The sequence below is a fragment of the Microbulbifer sp. SH-1 genome (assembly GCF_011326135.1).
Taxonomy (GTDB): domain Bacteria; phylum Pseudomonadota; class Gammaproteobacteria; order Pseudomonadales; family Cellvibrionaceae; genus Microbulbifer; species Microbulbifer harenosus.
In genome coordinates, this window is sequence record NZ_CP046948.1 from 73,526 (window position 1) to 99,140 (window position 25,615).

General features: G+C 58.8%; 18 protein-coding genes. 13 read left to right on the forward strand and 5 right to left on the reverse strand.

Translation table 11 applies throughout. From position 1 onward, the window contains the following. Positions 1 to 10: 10 nt before the first annotated feature. The 13 genes from mraY (at position 11) to mutT (ending at position 17,203) form a co-directional block, all read left to right on the forward strand. Positions 11 to 1,096, forward strand: a complete 1,086-nt coding sequence (mraY, locus tag GNX18_RS00400; RefSeq protein ID WP_166214736.1) for a phospho-N-acetylmuramoyl-pentapeptide-transferase — start codon at positions 11 to 13, stop codon at positions 1,094 to 1,096. Positions 1,097 to 1,131: 35 nt separating this feature from the next. After that, positions 1,132 to 2,526 carry a UDP-N-acetylmuramoyl-L-alanine--D-glutamate ligase gene (gene murD, locus GNX18_RS00405; protein ID WP_166214738.1) on the forward strand — a complete coding sequence of 465 codons (1,395 nt, stop codon included), beginning with the start codon at positions 1,132 to 1,134 and terminating at the stop codon, positions 2,524 to 2,526. Further along, positions 2,519 to 3,760, forward strand: a complete 1,242-nt coding sequence (ftsW, locus tag GNX18_RS00410) for a putative lipid II flippase FtsW (protein WP_166214740.1) — start codon at positions 2,519 to 2,521, stop codon at positions 3,758 to 3,760. Before murD ends, ftsW begins: the two co-directional genes overlap by 8 nt. Then, positions 3,760 to 4,857 carry an undecaprenyldiphospho-muramoylpentapeptide beta-N-acetylglucosaminyltransferase gene (gene murG, locus GNX18_RS00415; protein ID WP_166220225.1) on the forward strand — a complete coding sequence of 366 codons (1,098 nt, stop codon included), beginning with the start codon at positions 3,760 to 3,762 and terminating at the stop codon, positions 4,855 to 4,857. The genes ftsW and murG overlap by 1 nt, the downstream gene beginning before the upstream one ends. 43 nt (positions 4,858 to 4,900) lie before the next feature. After that, complete coding sequence (murC, locus tag GNX18_RS00420) at positions 4,901 to 6,358, forward strand: UDP-N-acetylmuramate--L-alanine ligase (protein WP_138235831.1); 1,458 nt, start codon at positions 4,901 to 4,903, stop codon at positions 6,356 to 6,358. Between the two features lie 36 nt (positions 6,359 to 6,394). After that, entirely contained in the window at positions 6,395 to 7,207 is an 813-nt protein-coding gene (locus GNX18_RS00425; protein WP_240914123.1) for a cell division protein FtsQ/DivIB, read from the forward strand. A gap of 239 nt (positions 7,208 to 7,446) precedes the next feature. Beyond that, positions 7,447 to 8,685, forward strand: coding sequence for a cell division protein FtsA (ftsA, locus tag GNX18_RS00430; protein ID WP_138235833.1), 1,239 nt, complete (start codon positions 7,447 to 7,449; stop codon positions 8,683 to 8,685). Positions 8,686 to 8,761: 76 nt separating this feature from the next. Then, the gene (gene ftsZ, locus GNX18_RS00435; RefSeq protein WP_138235834.1) at positions 8,762 to 9,973 is read left to right on the forward strand and encodes a cell division protein FtsZ; all 1,212 of its coding nucleotides are present in this window, start codon (positions 8,762 to 8,764) and stop codon (positions 9,971 to 9,973) included. Between the two features lie 457 nt (positions 9,974 to 10,430). After that, on the forward strand, positions 10,431 to 11,345 hold the full coding sequence (gene lpxC, locus GNX18_RS00440; RefSeq protein ID WP_138235835.1) for a UDP-3-O-acyl-N-acetylglucosamine deacetylase: 915 nt from the start codon (positions 10,431 to 10,433) through the stop codon (positions 11,343 to 11,345). A gap of 262 nt (positions 11,346 to 11,607) precedes the next feature. Next, positions 11,608 to 12,546 (forward strand): M23 family metallopeptidase, encoded by a 939-nt coding sequence (locus GNX18_RS00445; RefSeq protein ID WP_138235836.1) that lies wholly within the window; start codon positions 11,608 to 11,610, stop codon positions 12,544 to 12,546. A 168-nt stretch (positions 12,547 to 12,714) separates the two neighbouring features. Further along, a complete protein-coding gene (gene secA / locus GNX18_RS00450) occupies positions 12,715 to 15,450 on the forward strand; it encodes a preprotein translocase subunit SecA (protein WP_166214742.1) in 2,736 nt (911 codons plus the stop codon). Positions 15,451 to 15,575: 125 nt separating this feature from the next. Further along, positions 15,576 to 16,775 (forward strand): bifunctional glutamate N-acetyltransferase/amino-acid acetyltransferase ArgJ, encoded by a 1,200-nt coding sequence (gene argJ / locus GNX18_RS00455; protein ID WP_166214744.1) that lies wholly within the window; start codon positions 15,576 to 15,578, stop codon positions 16,773 to 16,775. Continuing rightward, positions 16,775 to 17,203, forward strand: a complete 429-nt coding sequence (gene mutT, locus GNX18_RS00460) for an 8-oxo-dGTP diphosphatase MutT (RefSeq protein ID WP_138235839.1) — start codon at positions 16,775 to 16,777, stop codon at positions 17,201 to 17,203. The genes argJ and mutT overlap by 1 nt, the downstream gene beginning before the upstream one ends. 391 nt (positions 17,204 to 17,594) lie before the next feature. Here mutT and nagX read toward each other — a convergent pair whose 3' ends face one another. From nagX to GNX18_RS00485, 5 genes are all read right to left on the reverse strand, one after another. Then, complete coding sequence (nagX, locus tag GNX18_RS00465; protein ID WP_166214746.1) at positions 17,595 to 18,692, reverse strand: transmembrane glucosamine N-acetyltransferase NagX; 1,098 nt, start codon at positions 18,690 to 18,692, stop codon at positions 17,595 to 17,597. Between the two features lie 93 nt (positions 18,693 to 18,785). After that, positions 18,786 to 19,781: a glycoside hydrolase family 16 protein gene (locus tag GNX18_RS00470; RefSeq protein WP_166214748.1), complete on the reverse strand. Its 996-nt coding sequence runs from the start codon at positions 19,779 to 19,781 to the stop codon at positions 18,786 to 18,788. A 197-nt stretch (positions 19,782 to 19,978) separates the two neighbouring features. Then, positions 19,979 to 23,086 carry a chitinase C-terminal domain-containing protein gene (locus GNX18_RS00475; protein WP_166214750.1) on the reverse strand — a complete coding sequence of 1,036 codons (3,108 nt, stop codon included), beginning with the start codon at positions 23,084 to 23,086 and terminating at the stop codon, positions 19,979 to 19,981. A gap of 261 nt (positions 23,087 to 23,347) precedes the next feature. Further along, a complete protein-coding gene (locus tag GNX18_RS00480) occupies positions 23,348 to 23,806 on the reverse strand; it encodes a hypothetical protein (protein WP_138235843.1) in 459 nt (152 codons plus the stop codon). Positions 23,807 to 24,023: 217 nt separating this feature from the next. Further along, positions 24,024 to 25,166 (reverse strand): fatty acid desaturase, encoded by a 1,143-nt coding sequence (locus GNX18_RS00485; protein WP_138235844.1) that lies wholly within the window; start codon positions 25,164 to 25,166, stop codon positions 24,024 to 24,026. Positions 25,167 to 25,615 lie beyond the last annotated feature (449 nt).

Consider the following 25,615-nt stretch of genomic DNA (forward strand, 5'->3'; position numbering starts at 1 on the left):
AGGTAATCCAATGCTGCTTTGGTTGGCTGAACTTCTACAACAATACGTAAAAGGCTTTGCGGTCTTCGACTACCTCACCGTGCGTGCGATCCTGAGCGCGCTGACGGCGCTGGGTATTTCCCTGCTGGTGGGGCCGCGCATGATCACCTGGCTCAATCGTCTGCAGGTGGGGCAGGCGGTGCGCGACGACGGTCCGCAGTCGCACCTGAGCAAATCCGGCACGCCCACCATGGGTGGCACGCTGATTCTCGCCGCGATTTTTTCCTCATCACTGCTGTGGTCGGATCTCAGCAATCGCCTGGTGTGGGTCACCCTGCTGGTGACCTTCGTGTTCGGCGCGGTGGGCTTTGTGGACGACTACAAAAAAGTGGTGGAGAAAAATTCCCGCGGTCTGATCGCGCGCTGGAAATATTTCTGGCAGTCGGTCGCCGGCCTCGGTGCGGCGATCTATCTCTACATGAGCGCCACTTCCCCGGCGGAAACCCAGCTGTTCGTGCCTTTCTTCAAGGATGTGGCGATCAATCTGGGACCGGCCGCGTTCATTCTGCTCACCTATTTCGTGGTGGTGGGCTCCAGTAACGCGGTGAACCTCACGGATGGGCTCGACGGCCTCGCCATCATGCCGTCGGTGATGGTCGGCGGTGCTCTCGGCGTAATCGCGTACCTGGTGGGCCATGTGGAATTCGCCACTTACCTGCATATTCCGTCGATCTCCGGCGCAGGCGAACTGGCGGTGTTCTGCGCGGCACTGGGCGGTGCCGGGCTTGGGTTCCTGTGGTTCAACACCTATCCCGCGCAGGTCTTCATGGGTGACGTGGGCGCACTGGCACTGGGTGCCGCGCTCGGCATCATTGCGGTGATCACCCGCCATGAAATCGTACTGTTCATCATGGGTGGTGTGTTCGTAATGGAAACTGTTTCCGTGATCCTGCAGGTGGCGTCGTTCAAGCTGACTGGCAAACGCATATTCCGCATGGCGCCACTTCACCACCATTTTGAATTAAAGGGCTGGCCGGAGCCGCGAGTGATCGTGCGCTTCTGGATCATCACCGTGGTACTGGTGCTGGCGGGTCTCGCGACCCTGAAACTTCGCTGAGAAAAACAGAACGTCAAGAAAACAGAACAGATCGAATGAACCTCATCGCAACCTCAGAGAAAAAAGTGGTGATCGGACTGGGCGCTACCGGGCAATCGGTGGTGCGCTTTCTGCTGAGCCGAGGTATTTCTCCGGTTGTGGTGGACAGCCGTGAGGCACCGCCGGCGCTGGAAGCATTCCGCACGGAGTTTCCGGACGTGGCGGTAGAGTGTGGCCCGTTGAAGCGGGAAACCCTGCTCGCGGCAAGTGAAATTATCGCCAGTCCGGGTATCGGCGTGGCAGAACCCGCGATCGCCGCGGCGGTTGCCGCCGGTATTCCGGTGGTGGGTGATATCGAACTGTTTGCACGTGAGCTGGCCAAGGTAGAGCCGACACCGAAAGTGATTGCCATCACTGGCTCCAATGGCAAGAGCACGGTGACCACCTTGATGGGGCTGATGGCCGAGGCCGCCGGCGTAAATGTAAAAGTGGGCGGCAATATTGGTGTACCAGTGCTGGAATTTCTGGCGCCTGGGGCCGAGCTGCCGGAGCTGTTTGTACTTGAGCTCTCCAGCTTTCAACTGGAAACCACTTATTCCCTGGCGCCGGAAGTGGCGACGATCCTGAATATCAGCGCGGACCACATGGACCGCTATCCAAATCTTGGCGCCTACCACCGTGCCAAACAGCGCGTGTATCGCCACGCGCGCCAGATGGTGATCAACCGCGCCGATCCGCTGACTCGCGGCCCGCTGTCCCGCGACAGCATAGAGTGGAGTTTCGGCCTGGATACACCGGATCTGAAGCAGTTTGGCGTGATTAGTGAAGGCGGTCAGCAGTGGCTCACAAAGGGTCATGAAAAGCTGATGCCCGCGCGCGAAATGGCCATGGTGGGCAGCCACAACGTGGCCAATGCATTGGCGGCGCTGGCTCTTGGTCATGCGGTGGGGCTACCCATGGCGCCGATGCTCCAGGTGCTGCGCACTTTTGCCGGTCTTGCGCACCGTTGCGAGCGGGTGGCAGATCTGGATGGCATCACCTTTGTAAATGATTCCAAAGGTACCAATGTGGGCGCGACACGCGCGGCGCTGGATGGCCTTGCCGATGGCGAGCGCAAGATCGTATTGATTGCGGGTGGAGACGGCAAGGGCGCGGACTTTTCACCGCTGGCGCAAGCCGTGGGGACCTTGCGTGGGCTGGTTACCATCGGTGTCGATGGCCCGAAGATCGCCGCGGTATTTGAGGGGCTGGTGTCGCAACAGGCCGCAGGCAACATGGGCGATGCCATTGCCAAAGCCAAAGCACTGGCCAGCGACGGCGATTACGTGCTGCTGTCGCCCGCCTGCGCGAGCTTTGACATGTTCCGCAACTTTGAACACCGCGGCGAAGTGTTCCGCGCTGAAGTCGGTGCATTAGTGCAATCTTCCGACGATGGAGGTGCGCATGAGTAACGCACCATTGAAGTTGGCCGCGAACGAGCCGATAGATGAATTTGCCTGGGTGTTACCGTTCTGTGTGTTCGCGCTGGCGAGTATTGGTGTGGTAATGGTGGCGTCCGCGTCCATTGCGTTTGCCGCGGATGTGTACAGTGATCCCTGGTATTTCCTGAAGCGTCACCTAGTGTTTCTCGCCGCGGGTGCGTTTGGCGCGCTTCTGGTGAGCCGGATTTCCCTGGCGACCTGGTCCAACCTGTCGTGGACCTTGCTGTTCTTTGCTTTGGGCATGTTACTGGCGGTGCTGATTCCCGGAGTGGGGCGCTCGGTCAACGGCAGCATACGCTGGATTGCACTGGGTCCGATTACTGTCCAGCCCGCAGAGATCGCCAAGTTTTGCTGTCTGGTATTTTTTGCCAGTTTTCTCACCCGGCGCAATGAAAAACTGCGTCACTGGAGCAGTTTCATGATCCCCATTTCCGTACTGGGAGTGGTGGCCTTGCTGCTATTGCTGGAACCGGACTTCGGCTCCGTGGTGGTGATTTCCGGCACTGCGCTGGCGATGGTGTTTCTCGCCGGTGCGCGCCTGCCGCACACCTTTTTGCTGGTTGGTCTGGCGGCCTGCGGCCTGGTGATGATGGCGTTGATCAGCCCTTATCGACTGCAGCGTCTCACCACATTTCTCGATCCTTGGGGCGAGCAGTTTTCCGGCGGTTACCAGCTGACGCAATCGCTGATTGCTTTCGGCCGCGGCGAGTGGTTCGGCGTAGGGCTCGGGAACAGTGTGCAGAAATTGTTTTACCTGCCGGAGGCGCACACGGATTTCGTGTTCGCAATTCTGGCGGAAGAGTGGGGCATGCTTGGCGGCCTGGTGGTTATCGGCCTGTATGCCGCACTCACCTGGTCGCTGCTGCGACTGGTGCGCAAGGCGCTGGCGAAGCAGGCGTTTTTTACCGCGCTGCTGCTGTTTGGCATCGCGGTGCTATTGGCTGGGCAGGCATTTGTGAATATGGGGGTGGCCTCGGGACTTCTGCCCACCAAGGGGCTGACCCTGCCATTTGTCAGTTCCGGCGGTTCCAGCCTGGTGGTGTGCTTTGCATTATTTGCGCTCGCCTGGCGCGCGCAGAATGAATTGAACAGCGGGGTCGAGGCAGATGAAGACAGCCTCGGCAAAATCCGCCAGTTGCCGATCTTCAATCCTCTACAACTGGGCGATAGAAAAGGCGAGAGAAAAACCGGGGAGGCCGCGTGATGGAGCAGTCCGCCAACGCACAGCCCTTCGCGGGCAAGAAATTTTTGGTGATGGCCGGCGGCACCGGTGGTCATGTTTTCCCCGCGCTCGCGGTAGCGAAAGCACTGCAGGCGCAGGGCGCTTCGGTGGAATGGCTCGGCACCACGCGCGGTATCGAATCGCAATTGATTCCGGCGGCGGATATTCCGCTGCACTGCATTACCGTGGAAGGTGTGCGCGGCAAAGGTTCCGCGGCACTGCTGAAGGCTCCTCTGCAGATCAGCCGCGCCATTTGGCAGGCGCGCAATGTGGTGAAAGTGGTAAAGCCCGACGCGGTGCTGGGGTTTGGTGGTTTTGCTACAGGTCCGGGCGGTGTAGCGGCACGGCTCGGCGGCATACCGCTGATTATTCACGAGCAGAATGCTGTGGCGGGCACTACCAACCGCCTGCTGGCCAAAATAGCCAGCCGCGTACTGGAAGCTTTCCCTAGTGGATTGCCGTCGGCGCAGCAGGTGGGCAATCCGGTGCGCGCGGAAATTTCCGCACTGCCGGCGCCGGCGGAGCGGGTGGGCAAGCAGCAGCCGTTGCGGTTATTGGTACTGGGTGGAAGCCTGGGCGCTGTTGCCATCAATGAGCTGGTGCCGCAGGCGCTGGCCAAAATGGATCTGTCCAAACGTCCACAAGTGTTGCACCAGGCCGGTCAGCGCCATCTGGATGTAGCGAAAGAAGCGTACGAGCGCGCCGGTGTGGAAGCAGAAGTTGTGCCGTTTATTGCGGATATGGCGGCGGCCTACGGTCAGGCAGACTTGGTGATCTGTCGCTCCGGCGCACTGACGGTTTCGGAAATTGCAGCGGCCGGTGTGGGTGCCATCATGGTGCCTTTCCCTTTCGCCATCGACGATCACCAGACCAAAAATGGGGAGTGGTTACAACAGGCGGGTGCGGCAAAAGTGATTCAGCAGGACGCGCTGGACGCGGACCAGCTGGCAGCATTGCTGGAAGATTTGTTTGCCGCTCCGGAAAAATTATTGGCCATGGCAGAGGCCGCGCGCGGCGTCGCCCGGCCGGACGCCACCGACCGCGTGTTGGCGGTGTGTCGCGAACAGATGGGGTGTTGATATGTCTCGCGAAATCCAGAACCAAACCAGTGGCGGAAAGACGATGAGTGACCACGGCGACAGTAATTACCAGGTGCCGGCCATGCGCCGTATCCGCCGCATTCACTTTATCGGTGTAGGTGGTGCGGGCATGAGCGGCATCGCCGAAGTCTTGCAGAACCAGGGGTACGAGGTGTCAGGGTCGGACCTGCGCGAGAGCAAGGTTACCGAGCGTTTGCGCAGCCTAGGCGTCAAGGTGCAGATCGGCCATACCGCAGAGAACATTCGCGATGTGGATGTCGTGGTGAACTCTTCGGCGGTCTACGGCAATAACCCGGAACTGGTTGCGGCGCGGGAAAATCGTATTCCGGTGGTGCGCCGCGCGGAAATGCTGGGTGAACTGATGCGCTACCGCTATGGCATTGCGGTAGCGGGCACCCATGGCAAGACCACCACGACCAGCCTGATCGCCTCCATATTTGCCGCAGACGGCAAAGACCCAACGTTTGTTATCGGCGGGCTGGTGAACAGTGCCGGTGCCAATGCCGCGCTGGGAGAGGGCCGTTACCTGATCGCGGAGGCGGACGAGAGCGATGCTTCTTTCCTGCATCTGCAACCGATGGTCACGGTGGTGACGAATATTGATGCGGACCACATGGAAACCTATGGTGGTGATTTCGAGAAGGTAAAGCAGATCTTCATCGACTTTATTCACAACCTGCCGTTTTACGGCCTCGCGGTGGTGTGCGGTGACGATGCCAATGTGCAGTCAGTTATTCCGAAAATGGCGCGCCCGGTGACTACGTACGGTTTCGACGAAGGCAACGACTTCCGCATCAGCGATGTGCGTCAGGAGCCGCTGCGCAGTTTCTTCACTGTGCAGCGTCCCGATGGCAGCGCACTGGATGTTTGCGTCAACGTGCCCGGTATTCACAATGTGCTGAATGCCACTGCCGCCATCGCCGTGGCGAGCGAAGAAGGTATCAGCGATGCGGCCATCTGCGAGGGACTGAAAGGATTCCAGGGGGTTGGCCGCCGCTTCCAGATCTACGGTGAGTACCCGGTCAGCGATGACGCCGCCGCGGAAAAAGTCATGCTGGTGGACGACTACGGTCACCATCCGCGGGAAGTGGCCGCGACCATAAAAACCGTCCGCGACGGCTGGCCTGAGCGCCGTCTGGTCATGGTATACCAGCCGCACCGCTACACGCGTACCCGCGATCTGTTTGAGGACTTCGTTCAGGTTCTTTCTCAGGTCGACAAACTGGTGTTGCTGGATGTATATAGCGCGGGCGAAGCAGTGATTCCCGGCGCAGACGGCCGCACACTGGCGCGCAGTATTCGCAATCGCGGCCAGATCGATCCGATTTTTGTGGAAAAAGTGGATGAGGTGCCGCCGATTCTTGCGGACCTTCTGGAGCCTGGTGACATAGTGCTGACTCAAGGTGCTGGCAACGTGGGTGGACTCGCGCAGCAACTGGCGGAATGGCAGCTGGGCGATAAAGCCGGCTCTGGGAAATAACGCAGTCGAAACAATATTGTGGCCAGAGAAAAACCGTTGCAACGACAGAAACAGGCAAAAGGTAAGCCGGCACTGCGCGGCGCACGGGCACGGCCTGACCCGAATGCGGAGCCCCCCTTAAGACCGCTGCGCGTGGTACTGCTGGGGGTGGTTTTGCTGGCGGTGGCGGCGGGTGTCGGCTACAGCGCACGCTGGCTTTGGCAGCAGGTGCCCGCCGCGGAACTCAGCCGGGTGGATGCGCTGGAAAATGTGCGGGTGAAGGCCCCGTTCCGCGCGGTAACCGAGCAGGAAGTGGAAGATATATTGCTGCCGTATTTGCAGCGCGGTTTTTTTTCATTGGATATCGACGGTATGCGTGCCGCGCTGTTGAGTAATCCGTGGATCGTGAACGCGGCGGTGAGCCGGCGCTGGCCAAACGGTGTCGAGGTGGCGGTAGAGGAAGCCGAGCCACTGGCAATTTGGGGCGGAGATCAGTTGTTGATTGCGAGCGGCGAATTGCTGCCGCGACCTGAAAATTTAAAAAACCTGCGTTTGCCGGAGCTTGCCGGCGACGCGGAGCTGGTGGAACGCATTATGGCCCAGTACCAGGCGCTGGCCGGGCTTTTGACCACCAAGGATATGGAAGTGCGCCGCCTGTCATTCGACGATCTGTCGGGCTGGCAGCTGGAACTGGTAAGCGGTATTCGCTTGCAACTGGGGCACGACGAATTGCTGGAGCGGGTAGGCCGCTTCCTGCGTCTGACCCGCGGCGTACTGGCGCCGCATCTGCAGAAAGTTGCCGGGGTGGATACCCGTTACAACAATGCAGTTGCGGTGCAGTGGAAAGAAAAAGACAAAACAGAAAACTGACAACTGGGTGCCTCTAAAAATCGTAGCGAGCGGTTGGCTGGCGGTGGCCGCCGGAGCGGAGGCAGCGGAGTGTATAGCGCATACATGAGCATGCCGAGCACCGCCGGGCGCCGTCAGGCGAACGCGCAGTAGATTTTTAGATGTGCCCAATAAAACAGGTAGATAAAAAGGTGGGTTTTCCCCTGATCCGACATGGCATATGTGGATCGGAGTGACTGTCCAGCGAGGTTGAAAATTCAATGACACAAACAACGGAACCACGCATGGTCGTCGGTCTGGATATCGGTACATCCAAGGTCGTGGCGATTGTCGGTGAGGTGACCGGTAACGGCGAACTGAATATCGTCGGTATCGGCTCCCACCGCTCGACCGGTATGAAGCGGGGCGTGGTGGTGAATATCGAATCCACAGTGCAATCCATCCAGCGCGCGGTTGAGGAAGCGGAGCTGATGGCGGGATGCGAGATTCACTCTGTCTACGCCGGCATTGCCGGCAGCCATATCCGCAGTTTGAACAGCCACGGCATCGTGGCGATCAAGGATCGAGAAGTTACCCAGCAGGATCTGGATCGTGTAATAGACGCTGCGCGTGCGGTGGCTATTCCCGCGGATCAAAAGATCCTGCACACCCTGCCGCAGGAATACCTGATCGACAGTCAGGAAGGGGTGAAGGAGCCGTTGGGCATGTCTGGGGTGCGCCTGGAAGCCAAGGTGCATCTGGTCAGCGGTGCGGTCAATGCAGCGCAAAATATCGAGAAGTGCATTCGCCGCTGCGGTCTGGAAGTGGAAGACATCATCCTTGAGCAGCTGGCTTCGAGCTACGCGGTGTTGACGGATGATGAAAAAGAACTGGGTGTATGCATGGTGGACATCGGTGGTGGCACCACTGATATCGCGGTGTTTACCGGCGGCTCCATCCGCCACACCGGTGTTATCCCCATTGCCGGCGATCAGGTGACCAACGACATCGCCATGGCGTTGCGCACACCGACACCGCATGCGGAAGAACTGAAAATCAAGTATGCCTGTGCACTTGCCAAGCTGGCACGGGAAGGGGAAACCATCAAGGTGCCAAGCGTGGGCGACCGCGCACCGCGGGACCTGTCCCGCCAGGCGTTGGCGGAAGTGGTGGAACCCCGCTACGACGAGCTGTTCACATTGGTGCAGGCGGAACTGCGCCGCAGCGGTTTCGAAGACCTGTGTGCAGCGGGCATCGTGCTCACTGGCGGCTCATCGAAAATGGAAGGGGCTGTGGAACTGGCCGAGGAAATTTTTCATATGCCGGTGCGTCTCGCGGTACCCCAGGGCATTGCCGGTTTGACCGACATTGTCAGCAATCCGATTTATTCCACTGGCGTTGGTCTGCTGATGTATGCGCTGAAATCGGAAGAGAACAAACGCAGTCGCCCGCGCGGCGAAGTGCGCAATGAAAATCAGTGGTGGGACAAGGTGAAACACTGGTTCAGAGGCAATCTTTAACGCGATGCCTTTGGGCGGAAAATAATTACCGGGATCGATAATTAAATTTGGACATGAGCAAAAAAGGGGAACAGCAATGTTCGAACTCGTAGATAGCGTACAGGACAAGCCTGTCATCAAGGTGATCGGTGTGGGTGGCGGTGGCGGCAACGCCGTCAAGCACATGATCGCGTGCGATGTCGACGGTGTGGATTTTATCTGTGCTAACACCGACGCGCAGGCGCTGAAAGATGTGCAGGCGCACACCATTCTGCAACTGGGGAACACCATTACCCGCGGTCTGGGTGCCGGTGCCAACCCGGATGTGGGTCGCCAGTCCGCACTGGAAGATCGCGAGCGCATCGCCGAAGTGCTGACCGGTGCGGATATGGTTTTCATCACCGCCGGCATGGGCGGCGGCACCGGAACCGGCGGCGCTCCGATCGTGGCGGAAATTGCCAAGGATCTGGGCATCCTCACCGTTGCGGTGGTTACCCGTCCGTTCATGATCGAGGGCCGCAAACGCGCGACCGTGGCGGAAGAGGGCATCCTCGAGCTCCGCGACAAGGTGGACTCCCTGATCACCATTCCCAACGATCGCCTGCTGGAAGTACTCGGCAACAAGATCACCATGAAGGCCGCCTACAAGGAGGCGGACAATGTGCTGCTGGGCGCGGTCCAGGGGATCGCCGATCTGATGATCCGCCCGGGCATCATGAACGTGGACTTCGCCGATGTGCGCACCGTCATGTCCGAAATGGGGATGGCGATGATGGGTTCCGGCGCTGCCGTAGGTGAGAACCGCGCCCGCGAAGCGGCGGAGAAAGCGGTGCGCAGCCCGCTGCTGGACAACGTTAACCTGCAGGGCGCGCGCGGCATCCTGGTGAACATCATCACCGGTAGCGAGGAAGGCGGCTGTCAGGAGCTGACCCTGGGTGAATACTCAGAAGTTGGGCAGATTGTGCAGGAAATTGCCTCCGACGACGCCACCGTGGTGATCGGTACCGCAGTGGACGACAAGCTGGGCGACGAGATGCGCGTAACCGTGGTTGCCGCCGGTCTCGGCGAAGCGACCGCGCAGGTGGCTCGCCCCACCAAAGTGGTGGATAACACCAGCGCGCGCCGCGCGGAGACCCGCGAGACCATGCGTCCGGTAAGTAACGCGGAGCCAACCCGGGAAGTTCAGCAGGAGCTGCGCGCGAACCGTATGGACAGTGAGCGCAAGCCGCGTTCAATGCCGCCGCTGAACCCGGATCAGGACATGGAATACCTGGATATTCCCGCGTTTCTGCGCCGTCAGGCTGACTGATCCGCCCCGGGGAGTGGGGGCGGAACATCTGCTCATGTCTTCTCCCGGCCGCAAGGCCGGGTCTCCGCCCTCCTTTTCGGGTGCGGAACCGATCGCCCGGATAAACGGTTCCGCTGGGTCAGGAAGAAGTTATGCATGCAGGGAAGCTCAATGTTCAGGCGAAATTCAGGGGCGCCATGGAAAATACTCGGTGACTGGCAGGTTTTTTGGCAAAAGTTAACACTTGTTAACCTTCGGAAAACCGACAGACGCGTACAATAAATGACAGCTCAGCGCGCTGGTTTGGCGTTGCAGTCTTCGCGCTGGGCTATGCTTGTAAAATCAGAGGCGGATTCGCCTGGCCAGACCCCTGGATATGACTGAAGTTGTATCTGTGGTTTTGGCGGTAGTTTTCTGTTATTATTGCCGGCTCGCTGCGACCTGTGCGCAGTTTACCGACTTGGGAACCTGGATATAGATGATCAAACAGCGCACTCTCAAAAATGCCATTCGCGCCACTGGCGTTGGTCTGCACACCGGTAAAAAGGTTGTTCTGACTCTGAAGCCGGCGCCAGTCAATAGCGGCATCGTGTTCCGTCGGGTCGATCTGGATCCGGTAGTTGAGATTGAAGCGCGTGCTGAAAACGTGGGCGACACCCTGCTTTCCACCACGCTGGTGAAGGGCGACGTGCGCATCGCCACTGTTGAACATCTGTTGTCTGCGATGGCGGGGCTGGGTATCGACAATGCGATTGTCGAACTTTCTGCTCAGGAAGTACCGATCATGGACGGCAGTGCCGGTCCATTTGTTTTCCTTATCCAGTCTGCGGGTATTCAGGAGCAGGCCGCGCCAAAGAAATTCCTGCGGATCAAGAAGCCGGTTACCGTAGAAGAGGGGGACAAGGTTGCCAGCTTCCTGCCATTCAACGGCTTCAAGGTGTCTTTCACCATTGACTTCGACCACCCGGTGTTCCAGGGCCGCAATCTGACATCCTCCGTGGACTTTTCCAGCACCTCCTTCGTGAAGGAAGTGAGCCGCGCGCGCACCTTTGGCTTCATGCATGAAATCGAGTACCTGCGCTCCAAGGGTCTGGTCCAGGGTGGCAGTGTGGACAACGCGATCGTGATCGATCAGTACCGGATCCTCAACGAAGGCGGTCTGCGCTACGAAGACGAATTCGTAAAGCACAAGATTCTCGATGCCATCGGCGACCTGTACCTGCTGGGTACCAGTGTCATCGGTGAGTTCAAGGCGTTCAAATCCGGCCACGCGCTGAACAATAAGTCTCTGCGCACCCTGATGGCGCAGGAAGACGCCTGGGAAATGGTGACGTTTGAAGGCGAGCAGGAAGAGGCGCCAATCTCATACGTCAAACCGATCCTGGCGGTGTAAACAATCAGTAAAGCCGGCACCCAACTGCCGGCTTTTTTACACAATTATTTTTCGTACTTGCCGTGCAATGTGACCCTTGTGCGGAATTGTGCGTTTGTAAACTTTTTGTGTTGCCAATTGCTGTTACATTGGCGGCATCAGGCCAACAGGATGGCCAGGGGCGCAGCAGGACGCGACAGCCCGGCGCCGGATGGGGAGAACAGCCCGAATCCGGTGAGCAAGCAAGACAACAACAAAATGTCGCAGATCTAGCACGCCTGATATGAAAGTAATTCTGGTCAGTGAGCGCGGAGGAATCTCCCGCAGCTTCAATTTTGGTGGACTGAGCAAAGCCCTGCTCAGCCTCTGCCTGCTTGGTCTGCCCGTCGGCGCGCTGTGGATTGGCGTCAACTTGCCGGCGGCGGAGTCCGATGTCTTCGATTCCCGCGCAGTAAAAGCCTGGAACAAAGCCCTGCGCAAGCAACAGGAAGATATCAGCGAGGCCGACCGCCAGGCCCGCGAACAGCTCACTGCGCTGACCGTCAAACTGGCGGAAATGCAGGCGCGCCTTACCCGTCTCGATGCTCTCGGCGAGCGCCTCACCACTCTGGCCAAGATGGACGAAGGCGAGTTCCAGTTTGGCAGCACGCCTGCCGTGGGCGGTCCGGAAGATCCGGGTATTACCGGTGCCGGCGATCTGCCATACCAGCCTCCGGAATTCCTTGCGGCGATCGGCGAACTGTCGGATCAGATCGAAGACCGCCAGATGCAGCTCACCACCCTGGATACCCTGCTGTCGAACCGCCAGTTACAGGACGAGCAGTTTATTGCCGGTCGCCCCATTTCCCGCGGTTGGATGTCGTCCCGCTATGGCTATCGCACCGACCCGTTCAGTGGCCGCCGCTCCTGGCACAAGGGGGTGGATTTTGCCGGCAAGAGCGGCTCCGACGTCGTGTCCGTGGCCGCGGGTGTAGTGACCTGGGCGGAAGACCGCAACGGCTACGGCCAGCTGGTGGAAATCAACCACGGCAACGGCTACAAAACCCGCTATGGACACAACAGTGAACTCAAGGTGAAGTTGGGTGATGTGGTCAAGAAAGGCCAGGTTATCGCTCTGATGGGTTCCAGTGGCCGCTCCACTGGCCCGCATGTTCATTTCGAAGTCTACAAAAACAACCGCCCGGTAGACCCCGCCACCTATATCCGCCGCACCGGCAGATAACAACTATTCTCTATCATTGCGCGGCAGGAGGCTTGCAATCCTGCTTTGGCGCCCGCAGTTTCCTATACGGTTGCGGCGCCCGGCACCTTCCTGTTTACTTGCACCCTTTCACGCGGCCCCAAGCGCCGGGAGCGCGGGTACACTCAGCTTTAATGTGGTTTCTGAATAATGATTGGCAAACTGATAAAGACGGTCTTCGGCTCAAAAAATGACCGCGAACTCAAGCGTATGCGCAAGACCGTGGCGAAAATCAATGCGCTGGAAGAGGAATACAAAGGGCTCGACGACGCCGCGCTGAAAGCCAAGACCGATGAATTCAGAGCGCGTCTGGAGAAAGGCGAAACACTGGATCAGCTGCTTCCGGAGGCATTTTCCGCCGTGCGCGAGGCCAGCGCCCGTACCCTGGGACTGCGTCACTTCGACGTGCAGATGATCGGTGGTATGACCCTGCACGAAGGTCGCATCGCAGAAATGCGCACCGGTGAGGGTAAAACTCTGGTGGCGACCCTGCCTGCTTACCTCAACGCGCTGGAAGGTAAGGGCGTGCACATTGTGACCGTGAATGACTACCTCGCCAGTCGCGACGCCAACTGGATGCGCCCTGTATACGAGTTCCTCGGCCTCACTGTGGGTATCGTGGTGTCCCAGCAACATCCACTGGAGAAGCGTGCGGCCTACGAGGCGGACATCACTTACGGTACCAATAATGAATTCGGCTTCGACTACCTGCGCGACAACATGGTGCTGCGCAAGGAAGACCGGGTTCAGCGCCCGCAGAATTTCGCCATCGTCGATGAGGTGGACTCCATCCTGATCGACGAGGCGCGCACACCGCTGATCATTTCCGGTCAGGCGGAGGATTCCTCACACCTGTACAGGGCCATGAACAAGCTGGTGCCGCAGCTGCAGCGCGCGGAGGAAGGTGGTGAAGGTCACTACACCGTGGATGAGAAGAGCCGCCAGGTGGAAATGACCGAAGACGGGCACCAACTGGTCGAAGACCTGCTGGTGCGCAACGGCCTGCTGCGCGACGGTGAATCCCTGTATGCGCCGGGCAACCTGGGGCTTATGCACCACGTCAACGCCGCTCTGCGCGCCCATGTGCTGTTCAACAAGGATGTGGACTACATCGTGCAGAACGGTCAGGTGGTGCTGATCGACGAACACACCGGCCGTACCATGCCTGGCCGCCGCCTGTCCGAAGGCCTGCACCAGGCGCTGGAAGCGAAGGAAAACGTGCAGATCCAGAGCGAGAGCCAGACCCTGGCCTCCACTACCTTCCAGAACCTGTTCCGCTTCTATCCAAAACTCGCCGGTATGACCGGTACCGCGGATACCGAAGCTTTTGAATTCCGTCAGATCTACGGCCTCGACGTCGTAGTCATCCCCACCAATCGCGAAAAGCAGCGGCAGGACCTCAACGACCTGGTGTACCTCACCAAGGAAGAAAAGCTCGAGGCCATTATTGAGGACATCAAATACTGCCGCGAGAAAAACGCCCCGATACTGGTAGGCACCGCGTCCATTGAAACCTCCGAGGAAATGTCGCGCCTGCTGCAGAAGGCCAAGATCGAACACCAGGTGCTGAACGCCAAATACCACGAGCGTGAGGCGCACATCATCGCCCAGGCTGGTCGCCCGGGGACTGTGACCATCGCCACTAACATGGCCGGTCGCGGCACCGACATCGTACTCGGCGGCAACTGGGAAGCGGATGTTGAAGACCTGCAACAACGCGAAGGCCGTGAAGCCAGCGCCGAGGAAGTCGCGGCGATCAAGGCCGAGTGGCAGAAGCGTCACGATACCGTCATTGAGGCCGGTGGCCTGCACATCATCGGCACCGAACGGCACGAGTCCCGTCGTATCGACAACCAGCTGCGCGGCCGCGCTGGCCGTCAGGGCGACCCGGGGATGACCCGTTTCTACTTGTCTCTGGAAGACAACCTGATGCGCATCTTCGCCTCCGACCGGGTGAAGAACTTCATGCAGATGCTGGGGATGGAGCGCGGCGAGGCCATTGAGCACCGCATGGTTTCCAACGCCATCGAGAAGGCGCAGCGCCGGGTGGAAGGCCGCAACTTCGACATCCGCAAGCAACTGCTGGAGTACGACGACGTCGCCAACGACCAGCGCCAGGTCATCTACTCCCAGCGCAACGAGCTGCTGGAAGCAGAAAGCATCAGCGATACCGTCACCGCCATCCGCGAGGATGTGGTAAACGACCTTATCTCCACCTATGTGCCGCCACAGAGTGTGGAGGAGCAATGGGACATCCCCGCGCTGGAGCAACAGCTGGCGTCGGAGCTGGGTCTGCAACTGCCGGTCAAGCAGTGGCTTGACGAAGACCGCACCCTGCACGAGGAAAGCCTGCGGGAAAAAATTGTTACAGAAGCACAACAGGCCTACCAACAGAAGCTTGTGCGCATTGCCGAAAGTACCGGTGACGCCAACCTGATGCCAACAATCGAGCGCCAGGTCATGTTGCAGGTGCTGGACCAGTTGTGGAAAGACCATCTCTCCAGCATGGATCACCTGCGCGCCGGTATCGGCCTGCGCGCCTATGCCAACAAGAACCCTAAACAGGAATTCAAGCGCGAGTCCTTCCACCTGTTCCAGGGGCTGCTGGACAACCTCAAGCACGAAGTGGTGCGTGTGCTGGCCCACGTTGAGCCCATGACCCGCGAGCAGATGGAAGAAATGGAGCAGCGCCGCATCGAAGCCCAGCGCCGCCAGCAGCTGGAGCTGCAACACGCGCAGGCCTCTGCCATGCCGCAGGCGGAAGAGGCCACAGATGGCGAACCGGCCCGCCGCGGCCCGCGGGTCGGGCGCAACGATCCCTGCCCCTGTGGTTCCGGTAAAAAGTACAAGCAGTGCCACGGCAGGCTGACTTCTTCTGCTACCTGATGACGAGGTAGATGCGACAGTAAGCAGTGCAAAAAGGCCCGAGGAGATTTCCGCGGGCCTTTTTGTTTGGCGCATCCCGTTTATATAATTCCGCCCCGTTTGTTCAACTCACAAGGCCAACGATCATGGCGCAGCCACTTCCACAGATTCCCGGTGTCCGTCTTTCCGCCGTTCCCGCCAACATCAAAAACTGGCAGCGCGACGACGTCCTGTTGATCGAAATCGCCGAAGGCGCCAGCGTCTCCGCGACGTTCACCAAGAACGCCTTCTGCGCGGCACCGGTGCTGGTGGCGAAAGAGCATATCCGACGCGGCAATATCCGCGCCCTGTTGGTCAATGCCGGCAACGCCAACGCGGCCACCGGCGAGCGCGGCTTGCAGAACGCGCAGCAGTGCTGTGAGGGGGTGGCCGCTGTACTCGGTATCGACGCGGCACAGGTACTGCCGTTCAGCACCGGCGTGATCGGCGAGCACCTGCCAGTGCAGAAAATTCTCGACGCACTGCCCGCCGCTGCCGGCGGCCTGAAAGCCGAAGGCTGGGAAATGGCGTCGCGCGCCATCATGACCACCGACACCCGCCCGAAAACCGCGAGCCGCACCCTGGAAATCGCCGGTGAGACCATTTCCATCGTCGGCATCGCCAAGGGTGCCGGCATGATCCAGCCGAACATGGCCACCATGCTGGCTTACGTAGCCACCGACGCGGCTATCCCGCAGCCAATGCTGGACCAGTTGGTTAAAGAGGCGGTAGCGCAATCCTTCAACCGTATCAGCATTGACGGCGATACCTCCACCAACGACGCCTGCGTACTGATCGCCAGCGGCGCCACTGGTGAAGTGATCGGCGATACCCACAGCGACGCCTACGCGCGCCTGAAGGCGGCTATTGTCGAGGTGCATATTGAACTGGCCCAGGCCATCGTGCGCGACGGCGAGGGTGCGACGAAGTTCGTGACTGTGCAGGTGAAGAACGCTGCGAGTTCGGAAGAAGCGCTGCGTGTGGCGTTCGAGATCGGCGAATCGCCGCTGGTTAAGACAGCCATGTACGCCTCTGATCCCAACTGGGGGCGGCTGGTAATGGCAATTGGCAATGCGGGAGTGGAAAATCTGGACACCGGGAAGGTCAACGTGTTCCTGGACGATGTGCAGATCGTGGATGCCGGTGGTCGCGCAGAAGGGTACACGGAGGAGCAGGGGGGGCAGATTTTCCAGCAGTCGGATTTCACCATTACCGTGGATCTGCAGCGTGGAGACGTATCTGAACATATCTGGACCTGCGACTTCTCCCACGAGTATGTAACCATTAACGCGGAGTACCGCACCTGATGGCGGAGGCTGGCCTGAAGAAATGTGTACATGTTGCCGTGGGTGTAATCATCGGCGGTGACGGGCGCATTCTGCTGGCGAAGCGCCCGGACCATTTGCATATGGGCGGGCGCTGGGAATTTCCCGGTGGCAAGGTGGAAGACGGTGAGTCGATCCAGCAGGCAATGACGCGGGAGTTGCGTGAGGAGCTGGATATTGGCGTGCTGGCGATGGAGAAACTCATCGAGGTGCGCCATGACTACGGTGACAAGCAGGTGTTTCTCGATACCTGGTGTGTGACGGAATTTTCCGGTGAAGCGCGGGGTGTTGAGGGGCAGGCACTGGCCTGGGTCACGGCTTCTGATCTCGCCGATTACGAATTTCCGGATGCAAATCAGCCGATCGTGGTTGCGGTGCAACGATGGCTCGGAAAGTTCTGCACTTTGTAGGTATTCATTTCTTCTTAAGCTAGTCCGGTGGCGGCAAAGCACAGGGTGCGGGTTTTCAGGACCGCTGTGAACCCATCCCTGGGCGCTGCGGCGCAAACATCCTGTTTGCGACGCTCCTGAAAACCCGCACCCAGCACTTTGCCTTCGTGTCAAAGTATCCACTTCGTAGATATCAGGAAACGGTTGATCGCTGTCCGAACAGAGCTCAGAAATTGAATTTAAGGCGGAGTGCCGGGGATTCGTTTTCAAAAGCGTCGGCGACACGGACGTCGCCGACGCAGCGTACAGGGATGTATTGAAGGGGGGCGCCTAGCCCGGTTTTGAAAACGAATCCCCGGCGCTCCGCCGCCACCGGCCTAACTAAGCGGGACCACTGGACCCCAAAGAACGTTCAGGGACTGATAAAAATCCCACGCTTGTAGAGAAAGCGCAGTACCAGCCACTGCAGCAGAATCACTCCGACAGCAAGTGTCAGTGCACCAGCAGGCTCGGAAAGGGCAGCGGCAATCCCCCCAAACAGACTCTTACTGCTGTACTGCCAGTTCACCAGACTGGTACCGAGATACACCAGAATGGCATTGCAGCCGATCACCGAGAAAACGTAGGTGAAGGTTTTCCAGTGCCACATATCCACAACAAGGTAAAAAATTCCCAGCAGTAACAGGCTGCAGCCGCAGGTGATCAGTACAAAAGAACTGGTCCACAGTTCCTTATTGACCGGGTACACCCAGTGCCACAGGAAGCCCGCAACAAGGCAGATCACCGCACCGACAAACAGCCCCTTGAGGATCGCAATGTGATCCCCTGCGTGCTTAGCCAGCCAGCGGCCGGCAAACGCCCCGAACAGGGCGTTCACCACGGCCGGAATGGTGGAAAGCAAACCTTCCGGATCGTAGGCACGGTGTTGATAGGTGATGCCCGGTAAAAAGTGCTGGTCTACCCACGCATTTACAGAGCCCCCCGGAGTGAAATCGCCGGCGCTGGCTTGCAGCAGCCAGTAGCCTGCGAGAATACCCGCGGCAATCCCATACTGTGTTCGCACGCCAAAATGCCACACGATCATCGCCGCAAAAAACCACGCGAAACCGATCCGCGCCAGCACACTGGCATAGCGTATTTCACCGAGATCGGCGGGAATGCCTGTACCCCAGCCATGGTTGTAAACCACGCCCAGCAGAATCAACAGGACCAGACGCCTAACCGCCTTGCGGTAAACCGGTGCTCGCTGTGCCAGAGGCAGGCCGCTCAGGGATTTGTTGGCGAGACCGAGGGTAACGCCAGAGAGGAAAATGAACAGCGGGAAAATCAGGTCGTAAAAGCTGAATCCGTGCCAGACGCTATGCTGCATCTGCCCGTGACCGAAATGGAAAATGGACCAACCCGTAAGAGCGAACAGCGGCAGGAACAGTGCCTCGCCGCCGATGATCCAAAACATATCGAAGCCGCGCAGGGCGTCTACCGAAGCGAGTCGTTGTTTTTTACTGACCATGATTACTACTTCTGAATTCAGTCAACGTTAAAAAATGAGAAAACGCGGCGCGGCTGTGGCCGCTCCGCGAGTGGTGCATACATTTTTGAAATATCAGAGCCCGCAGGGGGATTCCAGTTTCGGGTTCCAGTCCGGCACCGTATCGGTAAATGCAACTTGCCCCGAGCGCAGACGGCGGACTTCTTCCTCGACCTGCTCCGGGCTCAGGACCTGATCAGCAATGTGGTAAACCCAGTCCACTTCCTGCTGGTAACTACGGAGCTCACTGGAGTCGATCAGCCCCTCCTGGGTGAACCACAGGTTGAAGTTGATCGACATCGGCTCCTCCGGGAACACGCGTTCACTGTGCTCGGCGAACGGTACGCCGTCAACGAAATAGCGGAGTTTGTTGTCTCCTGCCTGCAGCACCAGTGTGTGCCAGCCGGCAAAACTGCCGGGCTTGGTGGAGTGTTCGTTGTCCTTTACAAACGGATCCAGTTTGAAGGTTTCCCAACTGGTGGCGAAGAGCGCGTTATCGGGCTCGCCCCAGCCGCCATTGGCGAGGTATTCAAAATCCATCTCGCTGTAGTCGGGGTCCATGTCTGCTTTCAGCGGGCTGATGGTATAGAAGGTCTCGATGATCTGGTCGCCATCCGGTCCGGAGGTCGGTTCATCGCGGAAGAATACTCGCGCGGCGTAGGTGCCAGCGAGGTACTTGCGCTGGTGGCAGAACTGCGTGTGGTTGGTGTTTTCACCACTGCCATCGGTAGAGGAGGTCATGCGCAGCAGGGTATTGCCCGGGTTCTCCGCATCTGCCAGAAAACTGATGCCGTCGCCGGACCAGCGCGCGCCGCTTACGCCGGGGTGACCGGTTTCAGTGCGGGCCTTCCACTGGTTTTTGCCCATTTCCTCTAGTGACTGGTAAGAAAAATCGTCAAAAAATATCTTTGTCTCCGCTGTCTGCAGCACGACGTTTTCCAGATGTCCATTCGCCTCTTCTGTGGCAGTGGCCACATCGCGGCCATTACCGCTATCACCACAGCCACCCAACACAAGCGCGCTGATGGCCGCGGCGAGGTAACTGGTGCGAGGAGAAGAAAAACATTTCATGGGGATTTCCTTTTGTTTTTACCACTTCACTAAATGAAAAAAGCCCCGATCGAAACCGGGGCGAAGATAGGAGCATTTCCTGTACAGGAGTTTCCTATTGGTCACAACGCAGAGAGAATTTTAAAAATTACTGCTACCCATCCTGTGAGAGAGGGGACCGGCGCTGCGTCGCCGGCCGATGAATTTGTTTTTCAATGTCAGATTGAACAGACGAAAGACCAGCTACCGTCGGCGGTGCCGGGTACCGACTGGGTCCACCAATTGGCCTTGAACACACTGCCGTTGTGGATGATCTGGTCACCGCCCGCGGCGTGGTCACCGCGAGGCCACTCGGGATAGGTGACCAGCCCGGAGGTAGCGCCGCTGGCACAGCTCTGGCCACCGCCCGAGCTACCGCCACTGGAGCTGCCGCCGTCACCACCACCGAGCTCCGCCAGAGGCAGTTCCGGGTGCTCAAACGCCAGCGCGTAAGTGCTGCCGTTGACCGTGGCGGTGTAAGCCTGCGGACCGGAAACCGGGAGGTAGTAGTTCAGCGTCAGGTCCCAGCTGTCGCCGTCCGCCAGGTTCTGCCAGGCCGGGAGGCTGAAGCGGACGCGGTGGAACTCGTTTTCCAGCCCACCCACGTTGCCACCGCCGGCATTGGCACCATCCTCAATTACCTCCAGTCCCGCGCCGCTCTGGTCGGTGATGATATTGGAGGTGGAAGTGGGCATATCGAACTCGAACACAGTGCCGCCGGGGAGGGTGCCGCCGGTATTGTTGGTGATGACCAGTTTCGGATTCAGCGGGTAGTTCTGGTCGCCCAGCTTGAAGCCGGTGATCTCGATGCCGATATTCAGCGCTTCTGCAGGCACCGCGCGGTCGCTGCGCAGGTGGCGGTATTTACTCGCGCCGGCGAACTTGTCGTAAGCCAGGGTGGTAAGGGTGTCACCCATGAAGTACTCGCCTTTCGCCGCATCCCAGTCGTAGTCGCCGGCCAGTTCCCAGAACATGATGCCGCCCACACCCTGGTCGATGACATACTGCACCTTTGCGTCCATGGACTCTTCGTCTTCGGTGGAGATGAACACGCTCTTCTGCGCATTCCACAGCCATGGGGCCTCGGAGACGCTGTCGTAGTTGCGCACGTAAGTGCCCACGAGGGCGTCGTCCGGGTCGTTGGCCGGGTCCAGTCCGTAGTCACCCAGATAACTGCCGAGAATGCCCTGTTGCAGGTTCATGGCGTGCCACATGGGGTTGGAGCCGGCCCCCATTTCGTCGCCGACGCTGTTTTTGTCGTGCCACATGTTGTCGATGCCGATGGCGCCGTTGCCGCACTTGGCGGAGCCGCCGGTGCCTTCCGGACACTGGGATTGCGCAGGCAGTGCCGCGGAGCCACCGAGTCCGCTGGTGCCGCCGCTCACACCCTGCCAGCCGCGCGTGTAGTAGGGGATACCTACATTGATACGGCCGGCGGGCATGGAGCCGCGGAAGTATTTCACCGCCCAGTCGATATTCAGGTAACCGATACCGCCATACTGGGATGTGCTGTACACGCTTGCCGCCGCCAGTTCCGGGTCGTTGCCGTTGTCGAACAATGCGGAGTTGTGGCCCACATATTCATTCCACGCCCCGTGCAGGTCGTAGGTCATGATGTTGACGTAATCCAGGTACTGGGTGATCTGCATGGTTTCCATGCCGCGCAGCAGGTAACCGGAGGAGGGGGAAGCGATGGTCAGCAGGTAGTGGGTGCCGTCTGCTTCGCCCGCTGCATCCAGTTTTTCCCGCAGCACCCGCATCAGTTCCACATAGGACGCCATCAGGCCGCCGCGCAACGGGTTGGCGATGCCGAAGTCCAGCGGGTTGCCGGCGTCATTCATGGAGGTGGGGTATTCGTAGTCGATATCCACACCGTCGAATCCGTACTGGCGGATGAAGTCGACGGAGGAGTTGGCAAAGGCCTCGATGCCCGCGTGATTGATACTGCCGTCGGCATTGGTGGTCATGGTATAGAAACCACCGTCGGCCACGCGGTCGCCGTTCTCATTGAAGTGGCCACCGGTTTCGGCCCAGCCACCCACGGACACCAGGGTTTTCACCTCCGGATACTGTTCCTTGAATTTGGACAGCTGATTGAAGTGGCCTTTGTACGCGTAATCCGGGTCGGTTTCCGCGCCGGCAATACCCGGCCATTCCATACCGGTGGCGGGGTTGCCCGGATCACTGGTGTTGCCCACCGACACGGAATAGTCGCTGCCCACATGGGCGAAGGCATAGTTGATGTGGGTGATCTTGCCCCAGGGAATGTCTTTCACCAGGTAGCTGGGCTGGCCGTTGGCGCCGTTACGCCAGCTGGTGAAGTAGCCGATGATACGGCGCGGATGATCGGCACCCATATCTTCGCGGCCATCGGCGTCGTAGATGTCGCAGTAGTTGGGCGCGGTACCCGGGGTGGTGTAGAGCCCGTCAGGGCGGCAGGGGTGTTCGCCGATCACAACCGGCTCGTCGCTAACCTCGATATCCGCGCCGACGCTGGCGGTAAGCTCGTCGTTGTCGGTGGCGACGGCGGTTACGGTGTGGCCGCCGAGTGTGGCAATCCACTGGGTGCTGTAAGGCGCACTGGTATCGGTGGCGATCAGGTCGCCGTCCACGAAGAACTCCACTTTGCTCACGCTGCCGTCGCTGTCTGTGGCATTCGCACTGATGGTGAGACTGGTGCCGGTGGTGTGGCTGGAGCCATTCGCCGGGGACGTGAGGTTGATGGAGGGCGCTACCGGGCCCACGACCACGTCTTCGTCCACGGTGATGGACACCGGTGCTGTGGTGACGGAAAGGTTGTCGTTGTCGACGATACGCGCGGTGAATGTCGCGGGGCCGGCGGCAGCGGCGGTCCACGAAGACTCCCAGGGAGCCGAGGTATCGGTTGCAATCAGGCTGCCGTTGACGAAGAACTCTACGGTGGTGACTTGGCCGTCGGGGTCGCTGGCGGAGACGGATATGATAACGCTGTCATTTTGGGTCAAGACAGATCCGTTCAGGGGGGCGGAAATCGAGCCCTCGGGGGGCAGCTGCGGGTCTACGTCGCCCTCACAGGAGCCGAGCAGCGTCCACTCCTGGTATTGGCCAGAGTACTGTTCCGGATTCTGGTTCTGGGTCCACCAGTTGGCCCTGTAGGCGTTGTTGTTGTACTGGACTTCGGCGCCTCCGGAATAGGAGGGGCCGGCTTGCCATACGGGAAGGCCGGAGCAGTCCACGGCGGCAAAGCTGTGTCCAGCGGCGAGCATGGCGGCGGTCACGAGACCGAGCCGGAGCTTGTTGTTGATCATGTAATGTGCACCTTGCGGAAGATTATTTTTATTGGTGTACGGCGCTTCAACAAACGCACCGCTAAATGACATCGCTGTCAAAAATAGCAATGACATGCGGGGAAAAGCAATACCGCGATTTCACAAAGCCGTCATATTCAGAATTTTGTGCGCCAGTTTCGCCAATTTCCTTCGGATATTGGGTGTTTGATCACACAGACCGCGCCCGTTAGTGTTCGCGTATGGAACTTGTATCTGGCCCGGGGCGTTATTGCGGTGGGACTACATATCCCATAGAGAGTTAGTGGCCATGGACAGAGTGATCCGCTCCTTGTCCTGAATATGTTTGAGGTTTTCAAACACCTCCTTGACCTCTGCCGACTCGATGGAGCCGTAAACGGCGTGGTACAGATCGGAAAAATAGCGGTCGACTTCCTGTCCCAGTTGGTTGATTTCCTCGATGCTGGGTTTGTCGCTCAGATATTGGTTTTTCACCAGGTCGCCGGCGTTCTCCTCATGGGTGTACTGGAGCCAGGTCTGCATCACCTTCTGCTGGGCGACCGCGCCGTAGTTCTTCAGGTTGTTGGCCATGCGCAACTCGTGCTCGTGCAGGTGCTTCAACAGCAGCTGGGTGCGGTTGTCCTGGGCACTCACCAGCAACTGTTGGTAAACACCGGCCATATCCAGATGGAACTTCTGGGCGTTCTTGAGAATCTCGTGGGCCTGTTTGAACGTCTTCATCGCTGCGCCTTCTGGGTGATTGATTTCATTATGTTTTTGCCGGTAGATGCATCGGGGGCAAGAATTGTGTGTCTCCTGCTGCCTCTTCTTATGTTTATAGTGCATATCCGGCGGCGTTCAACTCTTCCATCAGAGAGGGATTCCAGTTCCGCTATTTATTACAGGTATAAAAAAAGCGGCCCTTGAGCCGCTTTGTTATTTCAGGATTGGGCATCCCTTACGCTGCCGCAGGCGCCAGATGGAACTGCTCCATCATGATCTGCAGGCGCTTGCGCTGCATTTTGAGGCTGTATTCCAGCTCTTTTACCCGGGTGCGGATAGCTGCGTTCTCCCACTTGCTCACTAAGCGCTCGCGGGCGTTTTCGTAGCGCTGCTGCTGCAGTTCCTTCCACTCGGCGAGAGCCGCGGAGAAATCCTGTGCTTCGCGTTCCAGCAGCTCTCTCCAGCTCTCTTTGTGCTTGGAGTTCTCCAGCTTCTGCTCGGCGCGTTTGAACTGCATGGACAGCATGGCGCGCTGGATGCGCATCGCCGGCACGGTTTTCAGATTGCGCGCCAGCCCCAGCCAGCTGGCGGTTTTGATCAGCCACTTGGTGGGATCCCACTGGTACCAGCGGATGCCATTGCGGTAGTCGGTTTGAAAAATATGGTGGTAGTTGTGGTAACCCTCGCCGAAGGTGAAAAACGCCAGCAGGTCGTTGTCGCGGGCGGTGTTCTCGTCGGTGTAGGGGCGGCGGCCCCAGATATGCGCCAGAGAATTAATGAAGAACGTAGTGTGGTGATTGACCACAATACGCAACACGCCCGCCAACAGCATCATGCCCAGCACGTCGCCGGTCAGCAGTCCCAGGACCAGAGGCACGCCAACGTTCATCGCCACGGTGATCGGGACATAGTGGTTGTGCTGCCACATTACGATCTTATCCCGCTGCAGATCCTTGGCGTTGTCGAAATCCACCTCGCCGCTGGGGTATTCACGCAACATCCAGCCAATATGGGAGAACCAGAAACCGCGCTTGGCGGAGTAGGGGTCCTGATCGTTGTCGTCGCAGTGACGGTGGTGGCGGCGGTGTCCGGAACACCAGATCAGGGCGCTGTTCTGCAGCGCGGCGGCGCCGAACAAGGCATAGAACAGACGCAGCGACCAATGCGCTTCATAAGTGCGGTGAGACCATAGGCGGTGATAGCCCGCGGTAATGGAAAATCCGCAGAAGGCGCCCAGAACGGCAAACGCCAGCCACTGGTACCAGTGATAGCCCACCAGGACACCGTACAGCGGAACCAGTACCAGGGCCGCGAGCGCGGTACTGGCAAACAGAATCGTGGTCAGCCAGATGCGGGGAGCTTCGGGAACAGCATTCATAGTTACAACCTTGTTAGAGCCAACAGCGCAGATGCTACCCCAGATACCCCGTACGAACACCTTTCGGAGAGGACCAGGTGATAAATTTTGAGAACAGTTAGTCAGTTAATGTCCAAATGAATGGTTTGTGCGCGTTTTTGGTGCGAAAAAGGAATTTTGCGTTCCGATTTGGGTCAAGCGCTGTCATTTTTTCGTAACAACGCCCCAATTAGCAAAATGCTATCAGCATCAGCCAGATTGAGTTGGATAATATTTGTTCGCAAACGGCCGTTGGAACAGGTTTTCACTGTTCATTTAAAAGTTGGCACGCCAATTGCTTTATCTAGTGTGTAGGCCACTTGGCCTGCGCTCCGGGAATCCATCACGGGTTATGGCATACGAAATAATGCGTGACTTCCCGTTTTCTCTCATCATCGCTATTTTGGGCCCCGCTTTGCGGGGCCTTTTTT

Excerpts from the sequence above, each read along its gene's own strand:
- mraY (WP_166214736.1), top strand. The coding sequence starts at position 11 with ATGCTGCTTTGGTTGGCTGAACTTCTACAACAATACGTAAAAGGCTTT.
- murD (WP_166214738.1), top strand. The coding sequence starts at position 1,132 with ATGAACCTCATCGCAACCTCAGAGAAAAAAGTGGTGATCGGACTGGGC.
- ftsW (WP_166214740.1), top strand. The coding sequence starts at position 2,519 with ATGAGTAACGCACCATTGAAGTTGGCCGCGAACGAGCCGATAGATGAA.
- murG (WP_166220225.1), top strand. The coding sequence starts at position 3,760 with ATGGAGCAGTCCGCCAACGCACAGCCCTTCGCGGGCAAGAAATTTTTG.
- murC (WP_138235831.1), top strand. The coding sequence starts at position 4,901 with ATGAGTGACCACGGCGACAGTAATTACCAGGTGCCGGCCATGCGCCGT.
- ftsA (WP_138235833.1), top strand. The coding sequence starts at position 7,447 with ATGACACAAACAACGGAACCACGCATGGTCGTCGGTCTGGATATCGGT.
- ftsZ (WP_138235834.1), top strand. The coding sequence starts at position 8,762 with ATGTTCGAACTCGTAGATAGCGTACAGGACAAGCCTGTCATCAAGGTG.
- lpxC (WP_138235835.1), top strand. The coding sequence starts at position 10,431 with ATGATCAAACAGCGCACTCTCAAAAATGCCATTCGCGCCACTGGCGTT.
- GNX18_RS00445 (WP_138235836.1), top strand. The coding sequence starts at position 11,608 with ATGAAAGTAATTCTGGTCAGTGAGCGCGGAGGAATCTCCCGCAGCTTC.
- secA (WP_166214742.1), top strand. The coding sequence starts at position 12,715 with ATGATTGGCAAACTGATAAAGACGGTCTTCGGCTCAAAAAATGACCGC.
- argJ (WP_166214744.1), top strand. The coding sequence starts at position 15,576 with ATGGCGCAGCCACTTCCACAGATTCCCGGTGTCCGTCTTTCCGCCGTT.
- mutT (WP_138235839.1), top strand. The coding sequence starts at position 16,775 with ATGGCGGAGGCTGGCCTGAAGAAATGTGTACATGTTGCCGTGGGTGTA.
- nagX (WP_166214746.1), bottom strand. The coding sequence starts at position 18,692 with ATGGTCAGTAAAAAACAACGACTCGCTTCGGTAGACGCCCTGCGCGGC.
- GNX18_RS00470 (WP_166214748.1), bottom strand. The coding sequence starts at position 19,781 with ATGAAATGTTTTTCTTCTCCTCGCACCAGTTACCTCGCCGCGGCCATC.
- GNX18_RS00475 (WP_166214750.1), bottom strand. The coding sequence starts at position 23,086 with ATGATCAACAACAAGCTCCGGCTCGGTCTCGTGACCGCCGCCATGCTC.
- GNX18_RS00480 (WP_138235843.1), bottom strand. The coding sequence starts at position 23,806 with ATGAAGACGTTCAAACAGGCCCACGAGATTCTCAAGAACGCCCAGAAG.
- GNX18_RS00485 (WP_138235844.1), bottom strand. The coding sequence starts at position 25,166 with ATGAATGCTGTTCCCGAAGCTCCCCGCATCTGGCTGACCACGATTCTG.